Annotated in this window: 14 protein-coding genes and 1 riboswitch; of the genes, 7 read left to right on the forward strand and 7 right to left on the reverse strand. The window is 65.2% G+C overall.

Annotation, left to right across the window (positions count from 1 at the left end):
- Positions 1-101: 101 nt before the first annotated feature.
- Both DDA93_RS07645 and DDA93_RS07650 read right to left on the reverse strand, forming a co-directional pair.
- Positions 102-1,439, reverse strand: a complete 1,338-nt coding sequence (locus tag DDA93_RS07645) for an aminotransferase class I/II-fold pyridoxal phosphate-dependent enzyme (protein ID WP_116778424.1) — start codon at positions 1,437-1,439, stop codon at positions 102-104.
- A 177-nt stretch (positions 1,440-1,616) separates the two neighbouring features.
- On the reverse strand, positions 1,617-3,830 hold the full coding sequence (locus DDA93_RS07650) for an MMPL family transporter (RefSeq protein ID WP_019481104.1): 2,214 nt from the start codon (positions 3,828-3,830) through the stop codon (positions 1,617-1,619).
- A gap of 122 nt (positions 3,831-3,952) precedes the next feature.
- Between DDA93_RS07650 and DDA93_RS07655 the strand changes: the two genes are divergently transcribed.
- The 3 genes from DDA93_RS07655 to DDA93_RS07665 all read left to right on the forward strand — a co-directional run bounded on the left by DDA93_RS07655 (position 3,953) and on the right by DDA93_RS07665 (position 7,385).
- Positions 3,953-4,426, forward strand: a complete 474-nt coding sequence (locus DDA93_RS07655) for a MarR family transcriptional regulator (protein ID WP_019481105.1) — start codon at positions 3,953-3,955, stop codon at positions 4,424-4,426.
- A 22-nt stretch (positions 4,427-4,448) separates the two neighbouring features.
- Positions 4,449-6,050, forward strand: a complete 1,602-nt coding sequence (locus tag DDA93_RS07660; protein ID WP_116778425.1) for an NAD(P)/FAD-dependent oxidoreductase — start codon at positions 4,449-4,451, stop codon at positions 6,048-6,050.
- A 150-nt stretch (positions 6,051-6,200) separates the two neighbouring features.
- Positions 6,201-7,385: an ATP-grasp domain-containing protein gene (locus DDA93_RS07665; protein ID WP_116778426.1), complete on the forward strand. Its 1,185-nt coding sequence runs from the start codon at positions 6,201-6,203 to the stop codon at positions 7,383-7,385.
- Between the two features lie 8 nt (positions 7,386-7,393).
- Here the strand turns inward: DDA93_RS07665 and murJ are convergent, their stop codons facing one another.
- Positions 7,394-8,896, reverse strand: a complete 1,503-nt coding sequence (murJ, locus tag DDA93_RS07670; protein WP_116778427.1) for a murein biosynthesis integral membrane protein MurJ — start codon at positions 8,894-8,896, stop codon at positions 7,394-7,396.
- A 105-nt stretch (positions 8,897-9,001) separates the two neighbouring features.
- Here murJ and DDA93_RS07675 point away from each other — a divergent pair, with 105 nt between their 5' ends.
- On the forward strand, positions 9,002-9,619 hold the full coding sequence (locus DDA93_RS07675) for a LysE family transporter (protein ID WP_019481109.1): 618 nt from the start codon (positions 9,002-9,004) through the stop codon (positions 9,617-9,619).
- Between the two features lie 23 nt (positions 9,620-9,642).
- A complete protein-coding gene (gene pabB, locus DDA93_RS07680; RefSeq protein WP_116778428.1) occupies positions 9,643-11,739 on the forward strand; it encodes an aminodeoxychorismate synthase component I in 2,097 nt (698 codons plus the stop codon).
- A gap of 128 nt (positions 11,740-11,867) precedes the next feature.
- Here pabB and DDA93_RS07685 read toward each other — a convergent pair whose 3' ends face one another.
- Positions 11,868-12,128, reverse strand: coding sequence for a hypothetical protein (locus tag DDA93_RS07685; RefSeq protein ID WP_116778429.1), 261 nt, complete (start codon positions 12,126-12,128; stop codon positions 11,868-11,870).
- A gap of 156 nt (positions 12,129-12,284) precedes the next feature.
- On the opposite strand from DDA93_RS07685, the gene DDA93_RS07690 reads away from it, so the two are divergent.
- The gene (locus DDA93_RS07690; protein ID WP_019481111.1) at positions 12,285-13,169 is read left to right on the forward strand and encodes an aminodeoxychorismate lyase; all 885 of its coding nucleotides are present in this window, start codon (positions 12,285-12,287) and stop codon (positions 13,167-13,169) included.
- A gap of 308 nt (positions 13,170-13,477) precedes the next feature.
- On the forward strand, positions 13,478-13,816 hold the full coding sequence (locus DDA93_RS07700) for a YciI family protein (protein WP_116778431.1): 339 nt from the start codon (positions 13,478-13,480) through the stop codon (positions 13,814-13,816).
- 119 nt (positions 13,817-13,935) lie between these two features.
- On the opposite strand, the gene DDA93_RS07705 is transcribed toward DDA93_RS07700, so the two are convergent.
- From DDA93_RS07705 to DDA93_RS07715, 3 genes are read right to left on the reverse strand one after another with little or no spacing between them, the layout of a single operon-like run.
- Positions 13,936-14,739 (reverse strand): energy-coupling factor transporter transmembrane component T, encoded by an 804-nt coding sequence (locus DDA93_RS07705; RefSeq protein ID WP_116778432.1) that lies wholly within the window; start codon positions 14,737-14,739, stop codon positions 13,936-13,938.
- Positions 14,736-16,232, reverse strand: coding sequence for an ATP-binding cassette domain-containing protein (locus DDA93_RS07710; protein WP_116778433.1), 1,497 nt, complete (start codon positions 16,230-16,232; stop codon positions 14,736-14,738). Before DDA93_RS07710 ends, DDA93_RS07705 begins: the two co-directional genes overlap by 4 nt.
- 5 nt (positions 16,233-16,237) lie before the next feature.
- Positions 16,238-16,855: an ECF transporter S component gene (locus DDA93_RS07715; RefSeq protein ID WP_024477112.1), complete on the reverse strand. Its 618-nt coding sequence runs from the start codon at positions 16,853-16,855 to the stop codon at positions 16,238-16,240.
- Between the two features lie 68 nt (positions 16,856-16,923).
- Positions 16,924-17,041, reverse strand: a riboswitch (TPP riboswitch).
- Between the last annotated feature and the right edge of the window lie 96 nt (positions 17,042-17,137).

Consider the following 17,137-nt stretch of genomic DNA (forward strand, 5'->3'; position numbering starts at 1 on the left):
GATGCCGTCACATGCCCGGCGTCCGAGGTGTGGGTGGCGGTCTCGGTACCATCGACTCCTCTTGAACGAGTTTCCACTCGGGGCCTTGGGAAATCCCTAGGTCAGAACGGAGGCGCCCCGCCGACCGCTTCCATCGCAGCGGCAAACACCGGAAGACTCCGCTGGAGCATGTCTTCATTGGCAGTCAGGGAAATCCTAAAGAAGCCGGGTGTCTCGAAATGCACGCCTGGCATCACAAAGACCCCCTGGGCTGCTAGGGTCGCCACGAATGCCTCGTCGTCGGGGTCCGGCGAGCGCACAAACAGGTAAAACGTTCCTTCCGGGCGGTTGACCCGATAACCCATCTCCTGCAACGCATCAACCATCCGGTCGCGTTTGCGTTGGAGTGCCGGGATATCGATCGAAAACTGTTCGAGTCTGGGCAATGCGTGCTGGAGCACGGCGTTTGGGTAAATCCATCCCATCGCCAGTTGCAGGGCGTCAAGTGCGCTGGCAACCACATCATAATCAGGCAGGTTCGGATGCAACGCCAGATAGCCGATCCGTTCACCCGGCGAAAGATGAGTCTTCCCGTACGAGTAGGCCAGCAGGGTATAGCGGTAAAACTCGATCGGACTATGGAATCGAGCACCGTCAAACACGATGCGGTTATAGGGCTCATCGGAAATGAGATAAATCCGGCGACCAATCGCGGCCGAGCCGCTCTCAAGCACTGCCGCGAGACGTTCGAGCACAGCTGGCGGATAAATCCGGCCGCTGGGGTTGTTGGGAGTGTTGACAATCACCGCACACGTGCGGCTGGTGATCGCCGCTGCAATCTGGTCCACGTCGAGGTCAAAGGTCTCCAAATCCACAGTGACCTTTACGGGGACGAGCCCGGCCTCGATGATGATCGGCTCGTAGAAGAACCACGGTGGAAGGCTGTAGATCACCTCGTCGCCGGGGTCTCCCACTGCCTTGAGCGCGAGGGCGATCGCCGTGAAACCGCCGGTAGTCAGGTGGATGTCCTCGGGACGAAATGGCACCCCAATGAGGCGCTGGAGGGAGGCCGCGGCCGCCTCCTGCGCCTCAGGGGTGTTTTGTTTGTAGGCAAACCATTGGTCGTGGCGTGGAATTGTGGCTTCCTGGAGCGCCGCAACATAGGCCTCTTGCGGCATCTCGTGTGGGTTACCGAAAGTCAGGTCGCAGATGCCTGGCTCGTTCCGGCGCGCAGCATACGTCGAGGACGTGAGGAAAGCATTGAGGAGCCGGTAAGGCTCGGCTGCTGCCACGTTCCCAGCCCGCTGCGATATCGGCGAACTGGCAAGCCCCGGTGTCATCGAACTGGAGCGGTCAGGATCAGGTATTCCCAGCTGCTGGCTGGTCTTTGGCGCCGGACCCTTAGCCAGTGCATCGTTGGCTGGTACGTCATGGTCGGGTGGGTTGGTTTGATCACTCATGATCGCTCCTCAGCTGTCGAATAATCAGCGCGCTGAATCAGTGGAGGCTGTGATGCGACCGATTATTGCCTCCACTGATTCAGCTGTAAAGAGCGCTTCCAGACCAGGCCTTCCCCTCCGCGGAACGGGTTGGAGGGGGCCGCGGACTGCTGCGGTGTTATCTACCCAGAGTGTTATCTACCCACGGTGAGCCGGTTCAGCGCGGTGGCCCTGCTCGTCCCGCCTGCCCGCCGAGCCTGGACCCGACAACCCGGATGACCCGCCGCGGTGCACCGGTCCGGATTCGCGTCCTAGCCGGGATGGCCACCAGATCCGCCGACCCAGGTCGTAGGACAGGGCCGGCACCAGCAGTGAGCGCACGATCAGCGTATCCAACAGCACACCGAAGGCCACGATGAACGCAATTTGGGCAAGGAACAGAATCGGGATGACCCCCAGGGCTGCGAAGGTGGCCGCCAGCACCACACCCGCAGAGGTGATGACTCCGCCGGTGACACCCAGACCCCTCAGAATTCCGGGGCGGGTTCCGATGCGTAGCGATTCCTCCCGGACTCGTGTCATCAGGAAAATGTTGTAATCCACCCCCAATGCCACGAGGAACACGAAGCCAAACAGCGGAACCGACGCATCTGCACCCTCAAAACCGAGCAGGTTGTTGAACACCAGGGCCGACACGCCCAGCGCCGTCGCGAAGGAGAGCACCACGCTGAGGATCAGTAGGACCGGCGCCACGATGGAACGGAGCAGGAGCATCAAGATCACCAGAATCACCGCCAACACGATCGGAATGATCTTCACCAGGTCAGCCTGGGCCGTGTCGTTGGTGTCAATCGCGATCGCGGTTACGCCACCAACCAGTGCCTCCGGGCTGGCGTCGTCCAGTGCGGTCCGCAACTCACGCACCACGTCTTCGGCCTCATCGGAGTCTGCCGGTGACTGCAGTGTGCCGGTAATCAGCACGTTGCCGCCACGGACGACGACGTCGCTGCCGGGTTCGGGAGACTCGGAACTGAGCGCGGCGTCAGTGATGCCGGCCTGGCTCTGCACCACTTCCAGGACAGCATCCTGATCCTGCTCTGGGGCGATCACCGAGACTGGGCTCCCCGAACCGGCGTCGAAGTGGCGCGCCAGGGCTTCCTGCCCGTCCACCGCATTCGATTCCGTGAGGATCAGTGCGGACTGTGGTACTCCGTTAGCCTGCAGTTGGAACAAGCCCAGGGAACCGGCGGCCAGGACGAGGAATGAAGCGATCCAGACGGGTCGGGCGTGCCGGGAGATCAGTGTCGCCACCTTCTTCCAGATGCCACGCAGTCCCTCCAGCCCGGTGGCGTTCACTCCTTCGGGCTGAACGTGGCTGGACCCCAGTTTGGGGCGCAGCGGCCAAAACGCCGACCTGCCGAAGAGCAGGAGAAGAGAGGGCAGCAGTGTCAGGGCAGCCGCCAAGGAGAAGAGGATTCCAATCGCCGCGATCGGACCGAGGCTCCGGTTGGAGTTGAGGTCGGAAAACAATAGACAGAGCAGCGCAACAATAACCGTGGCCCCGGAGGCAAGAATCGGTTCGAACGAGCCGCGGTACGCCACCCGCATCGCGTCCCATTTTGCGGCGTGTTCGCCAAGTGCTTCCCTGAACCGTGCAACAAGCAGCAGCGCGTAATCGGTCGCCGCGCCGATGACCAGGATAAACAGGATTCCCTGGCTCTGACCACTGAGCTGAATCCATCCCCAGTCGGCCAGGGCATAGACCAGAACGATCGATGTGGCCAGCGCAAACACTGAGGTCAGCAGCACCAGGAACGGAAGGATCACAGACCGGTAGACGGACAACAGGATCAGAAAGACCGCTCCCAGCGCCACACTGAGCAACAACCCATCAATGCCGCTGAAGGCGCTTGAGAGGTCGGTGGCAAAACCGGCCGGCCCCGTGACGTACCCGGTGGTACCGTCGGGGATCTCGGCGGTCAGCACCTCCCGAAGCGCCTCTACCACCTCCCCGATCTCGGCGTCGTCCGCTACAAACGCGATGTACTGAATAGCGAATGAATCTTCGGCTGGCACGGGCCCGATGACAGTTGGCGCTCCGGCTTCAGCAGGCTCCAGTCCCTCAACCGCCGCGAGGGAGGTAGCAAGCTCCTCGTACCCACCGAGGTCGGCTGGTGGAATCTCCGTCTCCGATTCGACGACGATCACCGCAGGCAGGGAGTCCGAATCAGTGAATTGGTTCTGCAGTTCACCTGCTTCGGTGGATTCGGCGTTGGCCGGGAGGAACGACGCCTGGTCATTGCTCGAGACTTCCTCCAACTTGCCGAAGGTGGGACCCCCGAACGCGGCGCCCACCAGCCAGATCAGGACGACGACGGCGGGCAACAGGACCCGTAACCACTTGCTGTGCATGATGAACGCCTCTCAACGAAATTATCTCTAAAACAAACTATATCCATCATGGAGATATAATTGGTAGACGGACTAGAGTTGTTTCTTGCGGTAACTGTTGAAACGACGAGGTGAGAGTGAGCATGGCAGAGAACCCCCGGCCCGAACTGATGGCGTTGCTCCAACAGTTCACCGTGGAAACGGATCGGTACGTGGATACTGTCAGCGCGCGGGATTCTCTCTATCGGACAGATCTGAATGCCCTCGGCGTCATGATGGGCGCCGCCCGGGCCGGTGCCGTCGTGACTCCCGGGATGCTGCGCTCCGAACTGCACCTGAGTTCCCCTGCGACTACCGCACTGGTGGACCGCCTGGATAATGCGGGCCATGTGAAACGCTCCAGGAGCGACGTCGACCGGCGGCAGGTCCACCTCGAAATGACCGAGAAGGCAATGGCCACCGGCGGCAAACTTTTCGCCCCACTGGCCCAGCACATCGGTGGCGCGCTGGCACAGTTCTCCACCGAGGAGCAGGAACTGCTGGCCGAGATGATGCGTCAGATCACGAGCGCAACCATCGCCGCGCGAGAGGAAGTAGCGCAGCAACCGGCCGGGTAGTGCTGGTTGCTAGGCTGAGCCAATGGATCGATCACGCGCCAGACAGGACCATTTCGACGCCGTAGTGGTGGGCGGAGGCCATAACGGGCTCGTTGCAGCCACGTACCTGGCCAAGGCGGGCCGGTCGGTGGTGGTCCTCGAGCGCCAGGACCAAGTGGGTGGCGCCGCCGTATCCGCAGAGGCCTTTCCCGGCACGGGAGCGCGACTGTCGCGGTATTCCTACCTGGTGAGCCTCCTCCCCCAGCAGATTATCGACGATTTGGGGTTGGATCTGGAGCTGGTCCGTCGACGATATTCCTCCTACACGCCGGTGGCCGGCGGCACTTCCGGCCTGCTGGTCGACAACGAGGACCGCAAAGCGACCCGAAAGAGTTTCCGCAGGATCGATGCGGGCGACGATGCTGGGGCCTTTGGCGAGTTCTACGGTCGCACCGCGACCCTCGCCGAGCGACTATGGCCCACGTTCACCAAGCCGCTGCTCAGGCGCGCTGAGGCGAGGGAACTGGTCGGCGACGACGAGATTTGGGCCGACTTCATTGAACAGCCGCTCGGTGGGGTAATCGAGCGCTCGGTGGAGTCAGATCTGGTACGTGGGGTACTCCTCACCGACGGCTTGATCAGCACTTTCGCGCGGGCCCACGACGAGGACCTGCAGCAAAACAAGTGCTTCCTCTATCACGTGGTTGGCGGGGGAACCGGGGACTGGGATGTCCCGGTCGGCGGCATGGGAGCAGTCAGCGGTGCCCTGGAACGGGCCGCGCTGGCCGCGGGAGTGGAGATCCGCACGGGGGCCGAGGTGACAGCGGTGGCGCCCAACGGCGTCGTCCATTACCAACCAGCGGAGGAGAACAGCCGCATGCGGAGCGTGACCGGCGAATACGTGCTGGCCAACGTCACGCCCGCTGTGCTGGGTCGGCTGATGGGCGGTCCGGGCGCCGACGGTTTCGCAACCTCCGCAGGTGCGGCCGAGGGCGCCCAGGTCAAAGTCAACCTGCTCCTCTCGCGGCTTCCGAAACTCAAGGACCCCGAGATCAGCCCCGAGCAGGCCTTCGGCGGAACCTTCCACATCAACGAGTTGTACTCGCAGTTGGACACCGCGTACACCGCCGCGGAGAACGGCAGGATCCCATCCCCCTTGCCGATCGAAATCTACTGCCATTCCCTGGCCGATCCGTCGATCCTGTCGGAGTCACTGCGGGAGTCCGGCGCCCACACCCTGACCGTTTTTTCGTTGCAGACCCCGCATCGATTAAGCCATGACGCCGATCACGACGTGCTGCGCGCGGAGCTACAGGCTGCAGTGCTCGAATCGCTGAACAGCGTGCTGGCCGAGCCCATCGAGGATTGCATCCTGCGCGACGGCGACGGCAAGCCCTGCATTGAAACGAAAACCACCCTCGATCTGGAGGAGACGCTGGGCCTGACCGGCGGGAACATCTTCCACGGTCCGTTGTCGTGGCCGTTCGCCGAGGACGACGCACCCCTGGACACCCCCGCCCAGCGCTGGGGTGTCGCCACCGACCACCAGCGCGTGCTGCTCTGCGGGGCGGGATCCCAACGGGGCGGTGGCGTCAGCGGGCTGGGTGGCCACAGCGCCGCCATGGCCCTCCTCGAGGAGCATTAGAGGTTCAGAAGAAAACGCCGAGTGGAACGCTTAACCGGTCATGTGACTGGTCCCGCCAGTAGAGTGAAAGCCTATTGACCCTGGACTTACCGCGAGTGTCCGCACCGGTGCGGAGCATCGGACGGCCGCTCACCATACCTTGAGGCGAGTTTGAAAAAGACACCAACCGAGGGACCGCGGGCCCTCGTCATCAGTACCAGCCGGGACAGGGGTGCGCTTGCTGCCGTCCGCTCGCTGCGCCAGTCCGGCTGGGTGGTTGGTGTCGGAACTCCCGACGGCGGCGGGATGCTCGGCGCGTCAGTCGCCTGCTCTTCCCGGCATGTGGTGCCACGACCGCGGCTGGATGGCGCCGCGTTCATCGAAGGAGTCCGCCGGGCGGTAGCCCTAGGGTCCTACGACGTCGTGTTCGGCGGCGGCGACGACTGGATGGCGGCACTCGCCACCTATCGGGACGACATTCCCACCCGGGTGGCCCACCCGCCGGCCGACGTCGTGAACGCTGCACTCAACAAGGTCGAACTTTCGGCGCTCGCCCATCAAATCGGCCTGTCGGCGCCCCGCACTGTCCAGGCATCCGATGAGGCGATCGAACAATGGCAAGGGCCGGTGGTAGTCAAGTGCCTGACGCACTGGGCGCACGGCCAGACCAGGCCACACCGGATCGAAGCGAAGCTCTTCCCCGACATCATTTCTGCCGGTCCACAGATCGAGCGGGTCAGGAAGGCCGGCGCCGAACCGATCCTCCAGGAACCGATCAAGGGGCATCTCGGTGCCCTCATCGGGATTTTCCACGACGGCCACCTGGATGGCCGGGTGCAACAAGTCACCTCACGCCTCTGGCCCACTCCAAACGGTGTGTCCACCCGTGCCGAGACGGTCCGGGTGGACGAGGATCTCGCAGCCAAGGTCGAAGCGCTGCTCCGCGAGCTCGGATGGTGGGGGTTGGTGGAGCTGCAGTTCCTGATTGACGACGACGGCGTCCATCACCTGATCGACCTCAATGGCCGCTTCTTCGGTTCGATGGCACTCACCAACGCCGCCCGGCCGGGCCTGACTGATCTGTGGGGGCGTCTGGTGCTCGGCGAGAAGATGCAGACATTGCCCGACGCCGCCCCTGGCATGCGCTACGCGTGGACGGCCGGGGATCTGCGACGGGCCAGCGTCGAACAGCGCGGCGGGCGGGTCGCCGACGTGGTGGATACCCTGCGGTGGGCTGGTCAGGCCCGCCACAGCGTGTGGGATCTGAAAGACCCGGGCCCCACCCTTCACCTTGCCTCGGCCCGGTTACGGCGGATCGATCGAAAGCCAAAATCAGTGGCAGCAGTCACCGGGTAGCTACTCGGCTAACCCCGCCCGCTCCTCCGCGCGACGCCCTTGACCATGTCGAGGGCCAGCAGTCGTTCTGGTGCCCGCAGCAGAATCAGCCCCAACAGGTACACGCCGAGGACCACCATGGCGACTGCCCCGCCGACCACAATGGCCGGCTGCCCAGCCACGATCACCAGGGCGCCGACGCCGGCCGCCCCGGCTACCGCGGCCAGCCCCAACGCGCGCGCTATCAACGCCACGGTGGGCCGCAGCTCCAACCCCCGGTGGCGTCGATGCAGCAGCCAACCGTTCGCCAGGGCCGCGAAGCCCAGTGACGCGGTGGTCGCCAGCGCAATGCCTGCTATCCCCATGATGGGAGCGAGCATGATGTCTCCAACCACATTGATCACCATCGCAATTACCGACACCACCACCGGGGCCCGCGCATCACCCAGCGCATAGGAAGTACTCACCACCACCTGGCGGCACCCGAGGGCCAGCAAGGCGGGCGCGTACCAGGCCAGGGCGGTAGCCGTTGAGGTGATGTCGTCGCCGGTGAAGGCGCCGCGACCAAAGGCCACCTCTGCCAGCGGTTCGGCTGCGATGATCATCACCACGCAGATCGGGGTCAGCACGCTGACCGCGACCGCCAGCCCGCGGCCCACCAGCCGGCGCACCTCGGCGATGTTCTTCGATGAAGCGCTCAACGCCGGGTAGAGAGGTACCAGCAGCGAAGCGATAATCAGGGTCTCCGGCAGGTTGACCAGCCGCCACCCATAGGACAGGGCTGTAATGGCCCCCTCCTCGAGGGTGGAGCCCACCGCACGGTCCACCAGGGTGTTGATATTGGCGATTGCACTGCCCACAAGCATCGGGGGCATCAGCCGCGCCATTTCACGGAATCCCGGGTCCCCAAGGTTCAACCGCGGGCGCACCCGCGTTCCCAACGAAAACAGCGGCGGCAGCTGCAACAGCAGGCGTGCGGCCGACCCGACGACGAACCCGACCGCGAGCGCGGCGATGCCATAGGTGGGCCCAAAGAGTCCGGCGGCGCCGATCATGATGATGTTGAACGGCACGCCCTGCAACGCTGACCAGACCACCCGACCATGTGACTGCGACAGTGAGGCCAATAGGTCCGTCCCAGCGATCAGCACCGTGGCGATCAGGACAATACGGGTCAGCGCCTCGGTTGTCTCGGCCTGTGCGCCATCAAAGCCCGGGGCGATCACCGCGGTGACTGGGCCGACGAAGATACTCATCACCACCCCGCCCACGCCGAGCACGATCATGGTGACGGTGAGCGCGGTGTCGAACCCCGGATGGCCCCGGCAACCGTCCTTCTCCTGGGCAGCCTCGCGGGAGGTGACGGGGATCGCCGACCGGGCCATGGCGTAGGCGATCAGGCCCAGCACAATGTTCATCAGCCCCTGCGCCACGAGGTAGGCGTCGAGCTCGGCACCGGCACCGAAGACGGCAGCAATCACGACGTCACGGACGAACCCGAACAGGGTGGACACGGCGGTTAGGCCGGTCACCAGTAGGGCTGCCCTCCGTATACCTGGCCTAGTCACCCTATGACGATACATTTTGTCGCCGGGATCGCCCGCACTGCGGCGTCAACGGCCCGTTAGGATTGGCTGGTGACTTTTTCTGTCTGGCTGGCTCTGCTCGGAGCGCAGGCCCTCATCAGCTTCAGCCCCGGAGCCGGGGCCGTCAACACCATGAGCAATTCGCTCACGGTGGGCTTCCGCCGGTCCATGTGGGGCATCCTCGGGCAGCAGGTGGCACTCCTCGTTCACATTGCGGTGGTTGCGGCGGGAGTTGGGCTCCTGGTGGCGAGCTCCCCGGTGGCGTTCAATGTCATCCGGTTCGGTGGCGCCGCCTACCTGGTCTATCTGGGTATCAGGAAACTCCTGCAGTCCCCCGATCTCGAGGAGCAGGCCGAGGTCCGCCGGGCCGAGGGCGCCTTTTCCCTGTTCCGCCGGGGCCTGTGGGTGAACCTCCTCAATCCCAAGGCAATCGTGTTCTTCCTTGCTTTCATTCCACAGTTCATCAGGCCGTCCGAGCCGCTGCTGGGTCAGTACGGCATCCTGGCCGGCACGGTCGTGGCGATCGATGTCCTGGTCATGTGGTTCTTCTACGCTGCAACCGCCAAATCGTTCAGACGGTTCACCCAGAATCCTCGTGGGCAGATCGTCCTCAACCGGATCTTTGGCCTACTGTTTGTAGCCGTGGGTATCCTGCTCGCCGTCGCCTAACATCACCCGAGGATCAACAGCCCATGGCACCAAAAGGCGGGACCACCGTCGCACCGTTGATCGTTGCTATCGACGGTCGCTCAGGGGCCGGCAAGACCACCCTCGCCGTCGAGTTGGCGGCACTGCTCCGCGAGCATCACACGGTCAGCCTGTTTCACCTCGAAGACATATACCCGGGCTGGGACGGGTTGGAAACGGGTATGAACCGCTATGTTTCGGCGGTGCTGGAACCCCTTGCCGCCGGGCACACCGCCGAGTGGCGGGCGTGGGACTGGGAGGCCAACGACGACGGGCCAGCACAGCACACGGAACCGGCCGACGTCGTCATCGTTGAGGGTGTTGGAGCGGCCTGCCGGGCCGCACTCGAATTTTTGGACGTCAGCATCTGGGTGGAAGCAACCGAGGATATCCGGCGCACCACGGCTCTGAGCCGTGACGGGGACGCCTACGCGCCGTTTTGGGAGCGGTGGGCAGCGCAGGAGCAAACGTGGCTCAGCCGGGATCAACCTCAGCTCACCGCCGACCTCAGCGTCACCGGGCATCAGGACGTCTCGGCGCCCGAACGGGTCAGGTTGGCCCTCACTGGCCTGCCTCAGTGCGGTTCGCTGCTCGCGGCTGAGCGCGCACAGCGCCGGGCCGTCACCCTGCAGGTGGAGCGTCACGACGGCTGCCCGGATGGCGCCGCCCTGTTCGCCACTCTCTACGGTTCCTCGGAACATGCCGTCTGGCTGGACAGTTCAGCCTCGGCTGCAGGGGTCGGAGGGCGCAGCCGGTTCAGCATCCTGGCCGACGACGGCGGCCAGTTCGGTCAGCTTGCCCGGCACTCCAGCGGGGCAACCGAGATCATTTCGGGGCAGGTCACGGCCCGCATCCCGGGCCCGTTCTTCCGTTGGCTCGATTCGGTCTGGGGCCGCAGGGCGGTGCCCACACCCAGCGACTATCGGTGCGGTTTCACACTGGGCTGGTTGGGTTATCTCGGGTATGAGCTCAAGCGGGAAACCGGTGGCAGTTCCGCGGCTCCTGGCACACTCCCGGACGCAGCCCTGATCTTCGCTGGCCGTGCGGTGGTCCTCGATCACGAGCAGCAGGCAACCTATCTCCTCACCCTGACCGCGCCCGGACATGACCAGGAGGTGCAGCACTGGCTGTCCGCAGCGCGGTTGGCCGTTCGGGAGGCGGACGCGCTCAAGCCGCCGGGCGCCACAGCTTCTCCGAGCGACACAGTTTTTCCAGGCGACACCGTTTCCCCGGGCGCAGACCCGCCGCCGGCCTTCACCTCCCGCGACACCCGCGCCAGCTACCTGGACAAGGTACGCCGCGCCCAGGCCGAGATTAGGGAAGGCAACACCTACGAGGTCTGTCTCACCACCTCTCTCCACGCGCACACGACAGGGTCCCTGAACCCGTTCGATGTGTACCGCGCCCTGCGCCGGGCCAGTCCTGCGCCCTTCGGCCATTTCCTCAGGTTCCCCGGCTTCGCCGTAGCCAGCACATCCCCGGAGCGGTTCCTGCAACTCAGCGCCGGCGGCGCCCTGCGCGCCGAACCGATCAAGGGCACCCGCCGTCGTTCGTCGGACCCGGCAGCGGACCTGGCCCTCCGAACGGACCTTCAGACCTCCCTGAAGGATCGCGCGGAAAACATCATGATCGTTGACCTGTTACGTAACGACCTCTCGCACGTTGCAGTCCCCGGCAGCGTGATCGTCAGCCGGTTGTGTGAGATTGAAAGCTACGCCACCGTGCACCAGATGGTCAGCACCATCGACGCCCAGTTGCGGCCGGGCGTCTCCCGGACCGAGGCCGTCTCCGCGGCGTTCCCGGCCGGCTCGATGACCGGGGCACCGAAAATCAGCACCATGGCCATCCTTGACCGGCTGGAGGCTGCCCCGCGCGGGGTGTATTCGGGCGCCGTCGGCTACTTCTCCCTGACCGGTGCAGCGGACCTCGCCGTCGTCATCCGCACCCTGGTGCTTGAGGACGACGGCGGCGGCACCCGGCTCAGCCTGGGCGTCGGAGGAGCGATCACTGCCGATTCGGATCCGGACGATGAGTGGGAAGAGGTGCGCACCAAAGCGTTCGGCGTGCTGTCAGGCCTCGGGTCCGCGTTCCCGGATAGCTAAGGCTGATGAATGGGGCCGCTGCGCGTCGTTTCACCGCAGGAACGGCCCCCAGGCCAAGGTCCGCCGCTTGCAACCGGCAAGGCTGGCACTGGGGGCCGTTTCTGGTGAGATCCGGCCCCCAGGCTACCCTAGCGGCGGACTTTGCGACGGCCGCTAACGCCCTCGGCGACGCCGATCAGCAGTACTGAGGCGATGACCGCTACGACGAATCCGAGAACATTCAGCTCGAAGATGTCCCCGGTGCCGAGAAGGTTCGCGATGACGCCGCCGATCACTGAACCGGCAAGTCCCAGCAGGAGCGTGGCCAGCAGCCCAAGGTTCTGCTTCCCGGGCTTGATCAGCCGTGCCAGCGCGCCGATGATGAGTCCTGCAACGATAAATCCGATCACAATAACTGTCCGTTCTTTGGGGTCTGCCCCGTTGCTACGAGGCCGCGTGCCATTGGTAACACTACTGATGAAATTCTATCCGGTGCCGGTTGGCACGGGAAAATACGACGGGTGCGGCACCGTCATCCGCGTCAGTGAGGCAACTAAGCTGATCGCATGACTGTTCTTGTGTTCCTGGATCCCGCCCACGACGACGGCCGCGTCGTCGACGCATCACTGCCACAGCTCATGGCGACCGACCTTGGCGCAACGCGCGGGGACGGCATATTCGAGTCCCTGCTGGCCCTCAACGGAGAAGCCCGGAAGGTGCAGGCGCACCTGGACCGGCTCGCCTCATCAGCCCGGGCCCTTGACCTTGATCTCCCGTCCGAGGATGCCTGGCGGCGGGCCATCACCACCGCACTCGACGAGTACGCCGCCGGGGCTCACGTCCAGGCGGATACTGAGCTTGCCGTGAAGCTCATGGTCACCCGTGGGGTTGAGGGAGCTGACGCCCCGACGGCGTGGGTTCAGGTGGCGCCGGTGCCGGCGAAGACCCAGCAGCAGCGCAGGGATGGGCTTGCGGTCCTGTTCCTGGAGCGCGGGTATGACAGCACGGTGGCGCAGCGGGCACCGTGGCTGCTCATGGGTGCCAAGACGCTGTCCTACGCGGTCAACATGGCGGCGGTCCGGTACGCGCGGGCGCACGACGCCGACGACGTCATCTTCACCTCATCGGACGGCAAGGTCCTTGAGGGTCCGACGTCGACAGTCCTCCTGGCACGGGTCCGGGACGGCGTCAAGACCCTGCTGACCCCGCAGCTGGAAAGTGGGATCCTCCCCGGCACATCGCAGAGTGCGTTGTTTACCGTAGCGAAGGCCGCCGGCTGGGAACTCGGGTACGGCCCGCTGGTGCCCGCTGACCTGTACGACGCCGACGGCGTGTGGCTGATTTCCAGCATCCGTCTCCTCGCACCGGTCAACTCCCTTGACGGTCAGCCGATCACCACCACCCCGGAGCTGACCAGGGAGCTGTCGGAGTTGGTGGCGAAAATTTCCTGAGGCCGGTTGTCGAACCCGGCCTACCCCAACCGTCAGGGGAAGGAGTCCGCCAGGCGCTGCACCGAGGGCCGACACTTTATAACGGGCGGCGCCGAACTGCAGCCGCCCACCACGGCACGGATCCTGCGCGGTGGGAGCGTTGGTATGACGACGGCCCGTACCCGGAGACCGCCGAACGGCTGGGCGGTTTCTCCCTGGTGGAAACCGCCGCCCCGGAGGCACTGGCGGAATTCGTCAATGAGTTGTTGGCTGATACCACCGGGCCTGCTGAAAGCCGGGCCATCATTCGACCACGCGAGGGCAGCTAAATGAAAATTGCAGTGTTTCTATACCAGGATGAGTCGATCTGGGCCAACGCCACCGAGGCCGAAGTGGAACAGTACATGGCCCAGCACGACGCCTTTTCCGAGGCGGCCCGCCAGCAGGGAAAGATCGTCGCGGGTGAGGCGCTCCCCAGCGTCTCGACCGCGACGACGGTGCGCCGCCGCGGTGACCAGGTGAGTCTCACCGACGGCCCGTTCGCCGAAACGGCCGAGCAGTTGGGTGGTTTTTACGTGTTGGACGTCCCCGATCTGGGTGTGGCGGTGGAACTGGTGAAGTTGCTGCCCGAATACACGGTTGAGTTGCGCCCCATCACCGACTACTGACCGGATTCCTGACGCTGCCAGGCCCGTCCGACGACGCGGCCGCTGCACTTCAGCGGGCCTGGCAGGGTCGCTGGGCTCGGCTGCTTGCGCTGCTCGTGGGCCACTTCGACCCGGCGCCCCTAGGAGGCGCCGATCAGGAAGTTCCACGTCCCCGCCCACACCGCCGCGGCCACCGCGGTCCCGGCGATCAGCACCCCGGCGAGGCAGACCCAGAGGTCCAGCCGGGTAAAAGTGCTTTCCCTCGCCCAGGTCCGGTCGCCGGCCCCGAATCCGCGCGCCTCCATTGCCATCGCGAGCCGGGTGGCCCGCCGGATCGCCTGCACAATCAGACCAAACCCCTGCCCCAGGAAATTCCTCAACCGGGCTACCGGATTGCCTTCAAACCCGACGCCGCGGGCGTGCCGGGCCAGCCCGAGGGTCCTCCATTCGTCCACCAGCAGCCCAACGAGGCGCAGCCCCGCAAGCGCGCCGAGCACAAACCGGTGCGGCATCCGCAGCTTTTGCGCCAGGGCATCGGCCAGGTCCGTCGGATCGGTAGTGGTGAGCAGGAAAATTCCGGGCAGGGCGATGGCCAACCCGCGCAGGCCAATCGCAATGCCCGAGTTCACCGAATCCTGGGTGAACAGAATCGGGCCGAACTCCAGCAGGACAGCGCCGGTCTTCTCGGCGAGCAGCGCCGTACCGTAGGCGGCAACCACTGCCGCCAGCACCAGAGGCCAGGTCCGCTTCAGCAGTTGCCAGGCGCTGATCCCCAGCAGCGGGAGCAGCAGCAACTCGCTCACGAGGACGACGGCGGCGCTGACCCAGTCGATGCTGAGCATCACCACCACGGTGACCAGCACGGCAGCGAACAGTTTGGATAGCGGGTTGGCCCGCGGCAGGAGCCGGCCCGTGAGGTGGGGGGTCAGAACGTCAACACTCACGGACGCACCTCCACGTCGGCTCTGCCGTCGGCGACCCGTAGCAGCCTGCTGCCCAGCGCGTCGGTGAACTCCTGGTCGTGGGTGACCGCCAGCAGGCTGCCGCCGTCCTGGATCAGTTCGGCAAGCAGCGCGACGAGTTCGGCCCAGGTGTTGGCATCCTGCCCGAAGGTCGGTTCGTCCAGGACCAGGATGTCCGGGTCTGTTGCCAGCATGGTCGCCACCGAAAGCCGCCGCTTTTCACCGCCGGACAGGGTGAAGGGGTTTGCCTGCAGCAGGGAGGTCAGTCTCAACCGCTCGGCGATGGGATCCACCCGCCGCCGGACCGCCGCCTCGTCAGTACCCCCTAGCCGCCGCGGACCAAATTCCAGCTCGTCGATTACCCGGTTGGTGAGGAACTGGTGCTCGGGTTCCTGGAACACCGTCCCAATCCTGGTCACCAGTTGCGCTGATTTCCAGGCGTGCGGGCTACTCCCGGCTCCGCGGGAGAGGGCCGGTGCGGCCTCCAACTGGCCGCGCCGCGCCGGCAACAACCCGGCCAGGGTCAGCGCAAGCGTCGATTTTCCGCCACCGTTGGGGCCCACGATGCCCAGGGATGAGCCGGCGGTGAGGGCGACGTCGACGCCGTCGAGCACCGCCGGTCCCCGTTTGGCCCGCGCCACTGATAGTCCCCTGGCAGTAAGCAGCTCCTCCCCCGGTGAGGATAGCTGCGTGGGAACCGACGGTTGATGACCGGGGAGCCACACCCCCGCCGCCGCCAGCCGGGCCCGGGTCGACGCGTCGGTCAGCACCGTTCCCGGGGGGCCGTCGGCGAGGATCCCGCCGTCGGCCGCCAGCACCACCACCCGATCCACCACATCGGCCCACACCGCCACCCGATGCTCTACCACCACAAGGGTGGCGCCGGTGCGGTCCAGGACCCGCCCGACGGCGTCCCTTACCTCCAGCACACCGGCCGGGTCGAGATTGGCGGTCGGTTCGTCAAGCAGCAGGAGCCCGGGTTGCATCGCCAGCACCGCCGCCAACGCCAGGCGTTGCTTCTGGCCGCCGGACAACGCACTGGTGGACCGGTCCAACGGCACCTCAAGCCCCACGTCGTCGAGCGCCCGCCGAACCCGCTGCCAGATCTGATCGCGTGGTACGGCCTGGTTCTCGGCGCCGAAGGCCACCTCGTCACCGACCCGGGCCAGCACAATCTGAGAGTCCGGGTCCTGAAGCACCAGCCCCGCGCGACCGCGCACCTCGCCGGGAGGCCGCCCGTCGAGGGTGAGGGAGCCGTGCTGTTCGCCCTGCCCCTCATCGCCGAGGACACCAGCCAACCCGTGCAGCAGGGTTGACTTCCCGGACCCTGACGCACCGAGCAGCAGCACCCGTTCTCCGGGCGCTACTGTCAGGCCAACGTCCCGGACCGCCGGGGTTTTCCGGCCGGCGTGCCGCCAGCTCCAGCCTTGCGCGCTGATGCTGACGGCCGACGGCGTATTTCCGTGGTCAGCCATACCGGTTAAACGTCAGCCGTTCGTCCGGAGGCGAAAGCCGACAGCACCCCCGTCTTGGCCAGGGCACGGACCGCCAGCCACGACACCAGGCCAGCGATAATCACGCCCGAGATCGAGGCGAACACCACGTACATCAGTTGCCATTCGAAGGCCCAGAGGGCGTTGTACAGGATGTTTTCGCTGATCGAGAGGGCCAGGCCCGCGCCAAGCCCGGCGAGCAAAGCCACCCCGAGGTTCCACCTGCGGTACAGGAACAAGAGGAAGATGAGCTCGGCCCCGACGCCCTGAATGGCTCCGGAGAGCAACGTGGTCAACCCGAACTGGGTGCCCAGCAGCGCTGAAACCGCTGCAGCCAGCACTTCGCAGTAGATGGCTGCTCCGGGTTTCCTGATGATCAGACCGCCAAGTACCCCCGCGATCAGCCAGCCACCCGTGTAGAGACCGGCCAACGGCGGGAACGCTCCGGTCAAGGCAGCGATGCCCGTGTAGCCGGCCGACCAGGCGAAGAACACCACCCCGACGGCGACCGCCACCACCGAGGCAACGACAATGTCGACCACGCGCCATTGATATCGGGCGCGCAGCGTCGACGTGTTTTGAGTTGGTGCAGTTGATGAAGCCATGTGAATTTACCTCCTGAGGTACAGGAGGGGAGGGTATCCGGGCCCATGGCGAGTGCCACCGGCCGGGCACCCTGAGATACTCGACTCCCTTCGCCGGTACTAGCCGGATCAGGTTCGAGGGTCTGCGGTAGGCCGCACTCTCAGCGCCCGTCCATCTGGATGGACGGCGCTCCCCTGTCGTATGTTTAGCAATTTCAACTCTACACCTGAGAGGTTCGTACCCACCACGGCGGCTGGCGGCGGGCTCCCGGCTGTGCTGGTGCGTCTCACCTCAACAGGAAA

It is taken from the genome of Arthrobacter sp. Bz4 (assembly GCF_003075455.1).
Lineage (GTDB): Bacteria > Actinomycetota > Actinomycetes > Actinomycetales > Micrococcaceae > Arthrobacter_D.